The organism is Pseudomonas sp. BF-R-19 (genome assembly GCF_019956445.1).
Lineage (GTDB): Bacteria > Pseudomonadota > Gammaproteobacteria > Pseudomonadales > Pseudomonadaceae > Aquipseudomonas > Aquipseudomonas fluorescens_BH.
The window spans coordinates 1-11691 of the sequence record NZ_JAHBDN010000111.1 but is presented as its reverse complement, the minus strand read 5'-3'; the positions used below and the strand labels follow the sequence as shown (position 1 = coordinate 11691).

At 62.5% G+C, this 11691-nt stretch carries 10 protein-coding genes and 1 pseudogene; 3 read left to right on the top strand and 8 right to left on the bottom strand.

Going from position 1 to position 11691, the window contains the following annotated elements; translation table 11 throughout:
• Positions 1-33: 33 nt before the first annotated feature.
• Positions 34-164, bottom strand: a pseudogene (locus KGB28_RS29245) (IS110 family transposase); the annotation flags it as partial.
• Positions 165-431: 267 nt separating this feature from the next.
• Here KGB28_RS29245 and KGB28_RS29240 point away from each other — a divergent pair.
• Positions 432-1532 carry a polyamine ABC transporter substrate-binding protein gene (locus KGB28_RS29240; protein ID WP_223448981.1) on the top strand — a complete coding sequence of 367 codons (1101 nt, stop codon included), beginning with the start codon at positions 432-434 and terminating at the stop codon, positions 1530-1532.
• Between the two features lie 167 nt (positions 1533-1699).
• Here KGB28_RS29240 and KGB28_RS29235 read toward each other — a convergent pair whose 3' ends face one another.
• Positions 1700-2488, bottom strand: coding sequence for an AraC family transcriptional regulator (locus tag KGB28_RS29235; protein WP_223448980.1), 789 nt, complete (start codon positions 2486-2488; stop codon positions 1700-1702).
• Between the two features lie 85 nt (positions 2489-2573).
• On the opposite strand from KGB28_RS29235, the gene KGB28_RS29230 reads away from it, so the two are divergent.
• Positions 2574-3572: a bile acid:sodium symporter family protein gene (locus KGB28_RS29230; RefSeq protein ID WP_223448979.1), complete on the top strand. Its 999-nt coding sequence runs from the start codon at positions 2574-2576 to the stop codon at positions 3570-3572.
• A gap of 45 nt (positions 3573-3617) precedes the next feature.
• Here KGB28_RS29230 and KGB28_RS29225 read toward each other — a convergent pair whose 3' ends face one another.
• The 6 genes from KGB28_RS29225 to ribBA form a co-directional block, all read right to left on the bottom strand.
• Positions 3618-5333 (bottom strand): amidase, encoded by a 1716-nt coding sequence (locus tag KGB28_RS29225; RefSeq protein ID WP_223448978.1) that lies wholly within the window; start codon positions 5331-5333, stop codon positions 3618-3620.
• A gap of 264 nt (positions 5334-5597) precedes the next feature.
• Positions 5598-6752 carry an ABC transporter ATP-binding protein gene (locus KGB28_RS29220; RefSeq protein ID WP_223448977.1) on the bottom strand — a complete coding sequence of 385 codons (1155 nt, stop codon included), beginning with the start codon at positions 6750-6752 and terminating at the stop codon, positions 5598-5600.
• Positions 6753-6768: 16 nt separating this feature from the next.
• A complete protein-coding gene (locus tag KGB28_RS29215; protein WP_007976227.1) occupies positions 6769-7578 on the bottom strand; it encodes an ABC transporter permease in 810 nt (269 codons plus the stop codon).
• A 6-nt stretch (positions 7579-7584) separates the two neighbouring features.
• Positions 7585-8529 (bottom strand): ABC transporter permease, encoded by a 945-nt coding sequence (locus KGB28_RS29210; RefSeq protein ID WP_223448976.1) that lies wholly within the window; start codon positions 8527-8529, stop codon positions 7585-7587.
• Positions 8526-9551 carry an ABC transporter substrate-binding protein gene (locus tag KGB28_RS29205; RefSeq protein ID WP_223448975.1) on the bottom strand — a complete coding sequence of 342 codons (1026 nt, stop codon included), beginning with the start codon at positions 9549-9551 and terminating at the stop codon, positions 8526-8528. Before KGB28_RS29205 ends, KGB28_RS29210 begins: the two co-directional genes overlap by 4 nt.
• A 292-nt stretch (positions 9552-9843) precedes the next feature.
• On the bottom strand, positions 9844-10965 hold the full coding sequence (ribBA, locus tag KGB28_RS29200) for a bifunctional 3,4-dihydroxy-2-butanone-4-phosphate synthase/GTP cyclohydrolase II (RefSeq protein ID WP_223448974.1): 1122 nt from the start codon (positions 10963-10965) through the stop codon (positions 9844-9846).
• A 70-nt stretch (positions 10966-11035) separates the two neighbouring features.
• Between ribBA and KGB28_RS29195 the strand changes: the two genes are divergently transcribed.
• Complete coding sequence (locus KGB28_RS29195) at positions 11036-11332, top strand: DUF1330 domain-containing protein (RefSeq protein WP_223448973.1); 297 nt, start codon at positions 11036-11038, stop codon at positions 11330-11332.
• Positions 11333-11691 lie beyond the last annotated feature (359 nt).

Genomic DNA, 11691 nt, shown 5'->3' with positions numbered 1-11691 from the left:
CTGTGGGAGCAACTGTCTTCACTGTGCCACTCGTCACCGCCATTCGGTGCCATCGCGCAACATGGCATTCAGCCTAATCAGTAAGACCCGCATGCAGGAAAGAGCGCGACTTTCGCGCTCTTGCCTCGCTCCCGCAGAGCGTCATAGCGTGCCTTGAAGTCTGGCTGTTTGGACTAACCCTCGGTGAAAGGCCTCGCGCCGCTGATCAATGCGGACACCTATTTTGGCCATTTCGATCTCCTTTTGGCCTGCCTCACGCTGTGAACCGGCCACGCCGTCAGCAAGAATCAGACGCGGGTGGCTGAGTCGGCAACCCAGGCTGAAACCACAACCAGACGCTTCACTTCCTTGCCCTTGGCTATTTTCAAGGCCGCTGCCGTGTACAGAACATAAAAACCATCGAACTCACGCCACACTTGGGGAAACGATCCATGGACTCAATGAAACGCATGCTGGGCGCCACCGTTTGCGGACTGTCGCTGCTGGCCAGCGCGGTGCACGCCGAACAGCGCGAATTGCGGGTGTACAACTGGGCGGACTACATCCTGCCGTCCGTGCCCAAGGATTTCGCCAAGGACACCGGGATCAAGGTGACCTGGGACACCTTCGACACCAACGAGTCCCTGGAAGCCAAGCTGCTGACCGGCAACTCGGGCTACGACCTGGTGGTGCCGTCGAACCAGTTCATCGAAACCCAGATCAAGGCGGGGGTGTTCCAGAAACTCGACAAGTCCAAACTGCCGAACTGGTCGCACCAGGACCAGGCCTTGCTCAAGCTGTTGGACAAGAACGACCCGGGCAACCAGTACGGCGTGCCCTACATGTACGGCACCGTGCTGATCGGCTTCAACCCGGCCAAGGTCAAGGCCGCGCTGGGCGAGAATGCGCCTGTGGACAGCTGGGACCTGGTGTTCAAGCCCGAGAACATGGAGAAGCTCAAGGCCTGTGGCGTCGCCATGCTCGACTCGCCGTCGGAGATCCTGCCGCTGGCCCTGCATTACCTGGGGCTGGACCCGAACAGCCAGAACCCCGATGACTACGAAAAAGCCAAGGCGCTGATGCTCAAGGTTCGCCCTTACGTCACCTACTTCAACTCCGCCAAGTACATGACCGACATCGCCAACGGCGATATCTGCGTGGCCATCGGTTACTCCGGCAGCTTCTATCAATTCGGCAATCGCGCCAAAGAGGCGGGCAACGGCGTGGTCGTCGACTGGCGCCTGCCGAAGGAAGGCGCGCCGATCTGGTTCGACACCTTCGCCATCCCGAAAAGCGCGAAGAACGTCGCCGAGGCCCACGAATTCCTCAACCACCTGCTGGACCCGAAAGTCATCGCGCCGATCAGCGACTTCCTCGGTTACCCGAATGCCAACAAGGACTCGCTGGCGCTGATCAACAAGGACATCACCGGCAACCCGAACCTGACACCGACCAGCGAGGCCTTGAAGACGCTGTACGTCGTGCAGCCACTGCCGCAAAAACTTGAGCGGGTGCGTACCCGGGTCTGGACCAGCATCAAGTCCGATCAGTAACCCCGGGAAATTGTGTGAGATCTCTGTGGAGGCACAGATTTTGTGTACACCCATGGCCCTGTGGGAGCGAGCTTGCTCGCGAATGCGCAGTGTCAGTCAATGCAGGTGTCGACTGATCCAGCGCTTTCGCGAGCAAGCCCGCTCCCACAGTTAGTTCTGTGTGCGGCTCAGCGAAAAAACTCCCCCGGTGTTTCGCCGAACTGCTGGCGGAAGGCAGCGATAAACGCCGACGTCGAGTCGTAGCCACAGGCCAACGCGACGTCGGTCACGCGCTCGCCCTGTTCCAGTGGCGTCAGGGCGCCGAGCAGGCGCAAGCGCTGGCGCCAGGCGCGAAAGGTCAGGCCGGTGTCGCGCAGGAACAGGCGACTGAGGGTTTTCTCGGTGACGCCGAATTGGTCGCTCCAGTGGCTGAGGGTGGTCTGTTGCTCCGGGTGCGACTCCAGGCTTTGGGCGATTTGCCGCAACCGGCTGTCCTGGGGCAGGGGCAACATCAAATCGATCTGCGGCGCTTCAGCCAATTGATCCAGAATCACCTGGGCCAACCGACCGTGCGGACCGTTCTGATCGTATTCCACCGGAACCTGACTGAAGGCACGGATCAATTCGCGCAACAGATCGCTGACCCCCAACACATGACAGCCCGGCGGCGCCCATGTCGAGACGCTGCAATCGATGTACAGGCTGCGCATTTCCGTGCGCGGCGAGCTGAACACCCGGTGCGGCATGCCCGCCGGAATCCACACCGCCCGCTCTGGCGGGGCGACGAAGCGGCCGACGCCGGTCTGTATTTCGAGCACGCCCTGAATCGCGTAGGAAAGCTGCACCCACGGATGGCTGTGACGCCGGGTCAGGGCGCGATTGGGCAGCGATTCGGTACGGCCATAGAGCGGTCGTGGCAGGCTGGACAGCCCGGGAATACTGCGTCGAACACTCTTGTCATGTCCTTTAGGCGGCATCAGCTGGCTCATCGGCGTTAGTCGGTAATTCCCAGTCACGTTAGAGTCGCTTTCACGTACTGGCAACCCCCGGATGATCAACCCCATGACTCGCCCCCGTCTGTTACCCGACAACTTCACCCTGACCCTGATCGGCGTGGTCACGCTTGCCAGCCTGCTGCCTGCCAGCGGTCAGGTCGCGGTTGGTTTTGGCTGGCTGACCAACATCGCCATCGCACTGCTGTTTTTCCTGCATGGCGCCAAGCTGTCCCGCGAATCGATCATCGCCGGTGCCGGGCACTGGCGCCTGCATCTGCTGGTGTTCAGCCTGACCTTCGTGCTGTTTCCGCTGCTCGGCCTGGCGCTCAAGCCGCTGCTGTCGCCGCTGATCGGCAATGACCTGTACATGGGCATGCTCTACCTGTGCGCGTTGCCCGCCACGGTGCAGTCGGCGATTGCCTTTACTTCGCTGGCGCGGGGCAACATCCCGGCGGCGATTTGCAGCGCGGCGGCGTCCAGCCTGTTCGGGATTTTCCTCACGCCGTTGCTGGTGACCCTGCTGCTGAACGTGCACGGCGAAGGCTCCTCGACCCTCGACGCCATCCTCAAGATCAGCGTGCAGTTGCTGCTGCCGTTCATTGCCGGGCAGATCGCGCGGCGCTGGATCGGCGACTGGGTGGCACGCAACAAGAGCTGGTTGAAGTTCGTCGATCAGGGTTCGATTTTGCTGGTGGTCTACGGCGCGTTCAGCGAGGCGGTGATCGAAGGCCTCTGGCACCAGATTCCGTTGCTGGATCTGGTCGGGCTGGTGGTGGTCTGCTGCATCGTTCTGGCGCTGGTGCTGGTGGCCGCGACCGTGCTCGGCAAGGCATTCGGTTTCAACCAGGAAGACCGCATCACCATTCTCTTCTGCGGTTCGAAGAAAAGCCTGGCGACCGGCGTGCCGATGGCGCAGGTGCTGTTTGCCGGTAGCACCATTGGCTTGCTGATCTTGCCGCTGATGCTGTTCCACCAGATTCAACTGATGGTCTGTGCGGTGCTGGCGCAGCGTTATGCCAATCGGCCGGAATCGATTCCGGAACTGATGGCCCAGGTTGACCCCTGATTTGCCAGCCTTGGCGGCTCGAGTGAGCCGCCAAGGTTTTACCGGTCAGCGCTTGTCAGCGACCAATGGCGGGGTACGCGGCGGGATCATGCGTTTGTTCCCGGTCGACTCGAACGCCGATGCCAGGTGCAGCAGCGAAGAGTCGTCATAGGCGCGCCCGGCAAACGTCAGGCCGACCGGCATGCCGATGTCCGGCATCACGCCCATCGGTACGGTGACCGTTGGCACGCCCAGGTGACGGATGGCGAGGTTGCCGTTGGCGACCCACACGCCGTTGCTCCAGGCGATGTCCGCCGATTGTGGATCGACATCGGCATTCGCCGGCCCCACGTCGGCAACCGTCGGGAACAGCACCGCGTCGAGGCCTAGGCGATCCATCCAGTCTTCCAGATCGATCTTGCGGGTTTTTTCCAGCCCGCGCAGGCCGTCCGGCATCGTGCTGATCTGGTCCCACGGGGTGATACCACGCTCGGCCATGCGCACGTATTCGTCCATGCCGGCAACCAGGTCGCCCTCGCGGTTGGGCAGGGTGCCCGGGTCGTGAGGGAAGATCTGCGGGCCGTCGACATCGACCAGACGATTCAGTTTCGGATCGCCGTTGGCTTGCAGGAAGTCATCGAAGGCCCAAGCCGTCAGGTCCCACAGTTCATGGTGTAAAAATTCTTTGGAGACGATGCCGCGATTGAACACGGTCGGTGCGCCCGGGCGATCGCCCTCGCAATTGGAGACCAGCGGGAAGTCCACTTCGAGCACTTCGGCGCCCGCGGCTTCGAGGGCCTTGCGCGCTTGTTCCCAGAGTCCGATCACCGAAGGACGGGTGTTGATGCGCTGGCCGGTCGGGCCACCGATGCCCGGCGCTTCGCAGGTGCCGGCTTCAGGGTCGGCGTTGATGTACATGCGTGGAATGCCGAACTTCTTGCCTTTGAGCGCCTCGCTGTTGGCGGCCAGCGCCGGGTAGGATTTGGGGCGAACCAAGGACGAGCTCGGGATCGGCACCCAGGGTTGCAGGCGCCACAGGTCGCCACGGGTGTCCGGGTCATCGGCCACCACCACGTCGAGCACTTCGAGCAGGTCGGCCATGGTCCGGGCGAACGGCACGACCACGTCCATGGTCGGGGTCAACGGCCAGTTGCCGCGCACCGAGATCACCCCGCGCGAAGGGGTATAGGCACACAAGCCATTGTTCGAGGCCGGTCCACGACCGCTCGACCAGGTTTCTTCCGCCAGGCCGAAGGCCGCGAAACTGGCGGCGGTGGCTGTACCTGCGCCATTCGACGAACCGGAGGCGAACGGGGCGGTGAGGTAGTCAGCGTTGTACGGGCTCTCGGCGCGGCCGTAGACGCCACGTTGCATCCCGCCGTTGGCCATCGGCGGCATGTTGGTCTTGCCCAGGCAGATCGCCCCGGCGGCGCGCAGGCGTTCGATGGTGAACGCATCGCGATAGGCGACCAGGTCCTTGAAGGCCGGGCTGCCGGAAGCGGCGGTGAGGCCCTTGACCAGATAGCTGTCCTTGGCGGTGTAAGGGATACCGTCCAGCGCTCCCAGCGTCTGGCCCTTGGCGCGACGGGCGTCGGACGCCTGCGCTTCGGCGAGCGCCTCGGGGTTGCGCACCACGACCGCGTTCAGGGCGGTAGGGGTTTCGGGGCCGTCATAGGCGTCGATCCGCGCGAGATAAGCCTGGACCAGTTCAACCGAGGTGGTCTGGCCGGATTCGAGCGCGGCGCGCAGCTCGGCAATGGAAACTTCGGTAACTTCGATCATGCTGCCACCGCCGCTTGCAGGTGGAGGGTCCCAAACACTTCACTTTTCTCGAAATGGACTTTCATATCGTTATTCTCGTTGCACTGTGTGGCACGACTGGGTCGGGTGTTAAAAATACTGAGCACTATTTAGCATTAAACCGGGATTTTAGGAATCCGTTGTCCAATTTATCTTACAGGCGACAGAAAAAAGGCCACCACAACCCGACGTTGTGGTGGCCCGAGGGTGACTCATTATAGTGGCCCGCGCGCGCAGGCCAATGGATCAGTGAGCGCCGGCGGCCTTGTTCAGGTCGCTTTCGGCCCATTCGGTGTAGACGCAGGCATCGGCGGTGGCCCAGCGCACCCGCACCGGGTCGCCGGCCTTGAGCGGCATGCCGGCGGCGGACAGCGCCTTGACCGTCATCGAGGTGCCGCCCGCGGTGACCACGCTGCAGGTCTGGCTTTCGCCGAGAAACAACACTTCCACGACCTTGGCCGAGACTTCGTTCCAGCCGGCGGCCAGCGGTTCGGCAAGGGCTTGTTCATTGCTCAGCGCCAGGGCTTTTTCCGGGCGCACCATCAGCAGCACGTCCTGATCGGTTTGCAGGCCGGCGGTCAGTCGGATCGACAGCGGCTGCCCCTCGAAGGTCGCCACCGCATTGCCCTGGGCCTTGAGCTTGAGGAAGTTCGAGTTGCCGAGGAACGAGGCGACAAAGGCATTCGGCGGATTCTGGTACAGGTCATAACCACTGCCGAGGCCGACGATCTTGCCGTGGCTGAAAATCGCGATGCGCTGGGACAGGCGCATGGCTTCTTCCTGATCGTGGGTCACGTAGACGATGGTGATGCCCAGGCGTCGATGCAGCTGACGCAGTTCATCCTGCAAGTCTTCGCGCAGTTTCTTGTCCAGGGCACCGAGGGGTTCGTCCATCAGCAGGATGCGTGGCTCATAGACCAGTGCCCGGGCAATGGCGACCCGTTGCTGCTGGCCACCGGAGAGTTGCGAAGGGCGGCGATGGGCAAATTGCTCAAGCTGTACCAGTTTGAGCATCGCATCGACCCGGCGCTCGCGCTCGGCGGCGGCCAGTTTGCGGATGGCCAACGGGAAGGCGATGTTGTCGCGTACCGACAGGTGCGGGAACAGCGAGTAGCGCTGGAACACCATGCCGATGTCGCGCTTGTGCGGCGGCACGTTCACCAGCGACTGGCCGTTGACCAGGATCTCGCCGCTGCTCGGGGTTTCGAAGCCGGCCAGCATCGACAGCGTGGTACTTTTGCCCGAGCCGCTGGAGCCGAGGAAGGTGAGGAATTCGCCGTCCTTGATGTCCAGCGAGATGTTGTCCACGGCGGCAAAGTCGCCGTAGTGCTTGTTCAGGTTACGCAGGCTGACCAGGGGCTTGTCATTCTGCTGCGCGGCATCTTTGATCACTGCACTCATGTCGTACTCCTGGCGCTCAAGCGCTGATTTCGTTGCGCCGGCGCAGAGCGGCGGCGATCACCATGACCAAGACCGAGAGGCCGATCAGCAGCGTCGAGGCGACGGCGATCACGGGCGTCAGGTCCTGGCGCAGGGTGGTCCACATTTTCACGGGAAGGGTTTGCAGGGTCGGGCTGGCCATCATCACGCTCAGCACCACTTCATCCCACGAGACGAGGAAGGCGAAGAGGGCACCGGCCACCATGCCCGGACGGATCGCCGGGAAGGTCACCTTGAACACCGCTTGCAGGCGCGAGGCGCCGCAGATCACCGCCGCGTCTTCAATCGACTGATCGAACAGCTTCAGCGAGTTGATGATCGAGATGATGGTGAACGGCAGCGCGACGATGACGTGGCTGACCACGAACGCAAACATGGTCCCGGTGTAGCCCAGTTTCAGGAACAGCGCGTACACCGCCACGGCGATGATCACCAGCGGCACGATCATCGGCAGGGTGAACAGGCCGTAGAGCATTTCCCGGCCAGGGAAACGCCCGCGCACCAGGGCGAATGCGGTCGGCAGGCCCAAAGCGACGGCGAAGAACGTAGTCAGCACCGCGACCTTGAGGCTGGCCATGGCCGCGTTCATCCAGTCGGCATTGGAGAAGAACTGGCCGTACCATTTCAGTGTCCAGCCCGGCGGCGGAAACACCAGCCACTGCGACGATCCGAACGACAGCAGCACGATGAACACGATCGGCAGCAGCAGGAACAGACCGATCAACCCGGTGGTGGCGTACAGGCCGAAGCGCATGCGCCGGCTCATGGCATTGGGGGTCAGGAGCATGACGGCTTACCTCGCGTTGCTGGCGCCAACCGGGGATTCCGGCTGGAGCTTCAGGTAGAAGTAGAACAGCACCAGCGTGATCACGATCAGCAACGCGGCGCCGGCGCTGGCCAGGCCCCAGTTGAGGAACGACTGCACCTGCTGAATGATGAACTCGGGCAGCATCATGTTCTGCGCACCGCCCAGCAGCGCCGGGGTCACGTAGTAACCGAGGGACATCACGAACACCATCAGCCCGCCGGAGAACAGCCCCGGCCGGCACAGCGGCAGGAACACCCGGAAGAAGTTGGTCCAGGGGCTGGCGCCGCAGATGGAGCCGGCCTGCAGGATCATCGGGTCGATGGCCTGCATGGTCGCCTGCAACGGCAGCACGATGAACGGGATCATGATGTAGCTCATGCCGATCACCACGCCGGTGAGGTTATGCACCATCTCCAGCGGCTGATCGATGATGCCCATGGCCATTAACGCCTTGTTGATCACCCCGGAGGCTTGCAGCAGCACCAGCCAGGAATAGGTGCGGGCGAGCAGGCTGGTCCACATCGACAGCAGCACGATGTTGAGGATCCAGCGGCCCCAGCCGCGGGGCACCAGGGTGATCGCCCAGGCCAGCGGGAAGCCCAGCAACAGGCTGAACAGGGTCACCAGGCCGGCCACCGAGAAAGTGTTGAGCAACACCCGGGCATAGGCCGAGTTGGCGAACAGCTGTTCGTAGTTGCCCAGGCCCGGCACCGGTTCCAGCACGCCGCGCAGCAGCAGGCCAATCAATGGCGCGAGAAAGAACAGGCCAAGAAACAGCAGGGCGGGCACCAGGTTGCTCGCGCCACGCCAGCGCTGCGCCAGGGAAGGGGATTGCGTCATCACAGCTGCCTTGGCGGACGCCGAACCGGCAGCGCCAGTGGCGCTCCCGGTGGCAGTGGATGGACGAGACGCGGTTGCCGTCATTTTCATTTGACCAGCCATTCGTTCCACCGTGTCGCGATGGCCGGACCGTTCTTGGCCCAGTACGCGAAATCAAGAGTGATCTGATCCTTTGCGTAAGCGGTCGGCAGGTTAGGGGCCAGCGCCGAATCCAGGCGCTGCACGCTGTCGACGTTGACCGGGGCGTAGGCGGTCAGGTTGGAGAAGTCCGCCTGACCCTTGGCACTGCTGGCGTTGGCCAGGAACTTCATCGCCGCGTCCTTGTTTTTCGAACCCTTGGGAATGACCAGGATGTCGGCCATGACCAGGTTCTGCTTCCAGCTTACGCCGACCGGGGCGCCGTCTTCTTGCAGGGCATGAATCCGGCCGTTCCAGAACTGGCCCATGCTCGCTTCACCGGAGGCCAGCAGCTGCTGCGACTGCGCGCCGCCGCCCCACCAGACGATGTCTTTCTTGATGGTGTCGAGCTTTTTGAACGCGCGGTCCAGGTCCAGCGGGTAGAGCTTGTCCGCCGCTACACCGTCGGCCAGCAGCGCCAGTTCCAGCACGCCAGGGCTTGGCCATTTGTAGAGGGCGCGTTTGCCGGGGTAGGTCTTGGTGTCGAACAGCGCGGACCAGTCTTGGGGCTTGTTGGCACCGAGCTTGCCTTCGTTGTAGCCGAGGACGAAGGAGAAGAAGAACGAGCCGACGCCGTGGTCGCTGACGAAGCGCGGGTCGATCTTGTCGCGTTCAATGACTTTGAAATCGAGGGGTTCGAGCAAGCCTTCGGCGGCGGCGCGCAGGGCGAAGTCGGCTTCGACGTCGACCACGTCCCACTGCACGTTGCCGCTCTCGACCATGGCCTTGAGCTTGCCGTAGTCGGTCGGACCATCCTGCACCACGGTGATGCCGCTGGCCTTGCTGAACGGGTCGGCCCAGGCCTGCTTCTGCGCATCCTGGGTGCTGCCGCCCCAACTGACGAAGTTGACGCTTTCAGCTGCCATCAGTGCCTGGCTGGTCACGCTCAGCAGTCCCGCAAAAAGAACCGCGGTCGCACGTTTGTTCAACACCATTTTCACGCCCTCATTGTTGTGTTTATGAGCGGGGCTTTCGAGTGCCCGCCTATCGGGAGCAACAGGTCCGTCGAGTCAGTGCTGACTGTCCGGTCTATGGAATATCATATTATGGTATTCCAAACTTTGTGCAAGCACTTTGCCGTACCGGCTATCAGCCGAAAGTGGTTTTTTCAGTGTCGACGCATTCCCCTGTGGGAGCGGGCTTGCTCGCGAAAGCGGTGTGTCAGACAACTTTGGGCCGACTGACACTCCCTCTTCGCGAGCAAGCCCGCTCCCACAGGGAGTTGCGCTAAACCGAGGGGTACTCGGTGAACGGAATACTCTCCACCACCTCCAGGTCATACCCGGTCAAGCCCGCATATTTCAGCGGCGGCCCCAGGTGGCGCAATTTGCCGACACCCAGGTTCTGCAGGATCTGCGCACCGGTGCCCACTTCCGAATAAATCCGTGACTGCGAACGGCTGAACTGCCGGGGCGGCTGGGTCAGTTGCGGCACCCGCTCGAGCAACGCCTGGGAGGATTCGTGATTGGCCAGCACCACCACCACGCCGTGGCCTTCGGCGGCGACACGCTGCAAGGCGGCCCACAACGTCCAGTTGGTCGGCCCGCTGTACTCGGCACCGACCAGATCGCGCAACGGATCGATCACATGCACGCGCACCAGTGTCGGTTGCTCGCGGCGCAGATCGCCCATGACCATGGCCATGTGGACACCGCCTTCGATGCGATCCTCAAAGGTGATCAGACGAAAGGTGCCATGCACGGTCGGCAGGTCACGTTCACCGATGCGCACGATGGTGTGTTCGGTGCTCAGGCGATAGTGAATCAGATCGGCGATGGTGCCGATCCTGATCCCGTGCTTGCGCGCGAACACTTCCAGGTCCGGGCGCCGGGCCATGGTGCCGTCGTCGTTCATCACTTCGACGATCACCGAGGCCGGGGTATGGCCGGCCAGGCGTGCCAGGTCGCAGCCGGCTTCGGTATGGCCGGCACGGGTCAGCACGCCGCCTTCGCGGGCGCGCAACGGGAAAATATGACCGGGTTGCACGATGTCGGCGGGGCCGGCATGGGCGGCGACGGCAGCGGCCACGGTGCATGCCCGATCTGCTGCGGAGATACCAGTGGTCACGCCGACGGCGGCCTCGATGGACACGGTGAAGGCGGTGCTGAACACGCTGCCGTTGCTCGGCACCATCTGCTCCAGGCCCAGGCGTTTGCAGTGTTCGTCGGTCAGGGTCAGGCAGATCAGGCCCCGGGCTTCCCGGGCCATGAAGCTGATCGCCTCGGGTGTGCAGCAGTCGGCGGCCAGCAACAGGTCGCCTTCGTTTTCCCGGTCTTCGTCGTCGACCAGCAGGACCATTTTGCCGAGGCGGTAATCTTCGATGATTTCTTCGATGCTGTTGAAGGCCATGCTGGAGTCTCGGTATTTGTTGGATTGGTAATTTGGTATACCATAATACAAAATAAACCGGGAGGTCACTATGAAGGCGTACTGGATTGCTCATGTGGATGTCACTGACCCCGATCAATACAGTCAATACACTCAGCGCGCGCCGAAGGCGTTTGCCCTGTATGGCGGTCGGATTCTGGCGCGGGGTGGGCGTAGCGAGGCGATGGAAGGGCGGTCTACGCCGCAGCGCAGTGTGGTGATTGAGTTTGATTCCTATGAGCAGGCGGTGGCTTGCTATCACTCGGCGTTGTATCAGGAGGCGAGGGGGTATCGTGAGGGGGTGGCTTTGGCTGAGGTGATTATTGTCGAGGGCGTGGCGCCGCTCTAAAAAACGCTTTGTTGGCTGAGTGCATATCCGTTTCTGCGGTAACGGCGGCTGGCGGTTTCGCCCTTACGGCGACTTCCTTTTTTACAAGCGCCTAAAAAAGGAAGCAAAAAACGCTCGCCCCGAACGTACGGCCCCTCGCCTGGGCTCGGGGTTCCTTCGCTCCGGCATTCATCCGGGGGCATTGCCCTCCGGTCGGCTTCGCGCGACCTACATGCAATGAGTTCGACTGCGTCGAACGGCGCTGCGCGCCCACCCCCGGATGAACGCCTCCACTCAGCCTGCCGAGGGGGCGGGTGGATCAAGATCAAGAGCTGCAGGCGAGCTAACGCTCGGCCTGATGAGTGGTGAGGAGCGTGGGT

Excerpts from the sequence above, each read along its gene's own strand:
- ribBA (WP_223448974.1), bottom strand. The coding sequence starts at position 10,965 with ATGGCCTTCAACAGCATCGAAGAAATCATCGAAGATTACCGCCTCGGC.
- KGB28_RS29205 (WP_223448975.1), bottom strand. The coding sequence starts at position 9,551 with ATGGTGTTGAACAAACGTGCGACCGCGGTTCTTTTTGCGGGACTGCTG.
- KGB28_RS29210 (WP_223448976.1), bottom strand. The coding sequence starts at position 8,529 with ATGAAAATGACGGCAACCGCGTCTCGTCCATCCACTGCCACCGGGAGC.
- KGB28_RS29225 (WP_223448978.1), bottom strand. The coding sequence starts at position 5,333 with ATGATCGAAGTTACCGAAGTTTCCATTGCCGAGCTGCGCGCCGCGCTC.
- KGB28_RS29215 (WP_007976227.1), bottom strand. The coding sequence starts at position 7,578 with ATGCTCCTGACCCCCAATGCCATGAGCCGGCGCATGCGCTTCGGCCTG.
- KGB28_RS29230 (WP_223448979.1), top strand. The coding sequence starts at position 2,574 with ATGACTCGCCCCCGTCTGTTACCCGACAACTTCACCCTGACCCTGATC.
- KGB28_RS29235 (WP_223448980.1), bottom strand. The coding sequence starts at position 2,488 with ATGCCGCCTAAAGGACATGACAAGAGTGTTCGACGCAGTATTCCCGGG.
- KGB28_RS29240 (WP_223448981.1), top strand. The coding sequence starts at position 432 with ATGGACTCAATGAAACGCATGCTGGGCGCCACCGTTTGCGGACTGTCG.
- KGB28_RS29195 (WP_223448973.1), top strand. The coding sequence starts at position 11,036 with ATGAAGGCGTACTGGATTGCTCATGTGGATGTCACTGACCCCGATCAA.
- KGB28_RS29220 (WP_223448977.1), bottom strand. The coding sequence starts at position 6,752 with ATGAGTGCAGTGATCAAAGATGCCGCGCAGCAGAATGACAAGCCCCTG.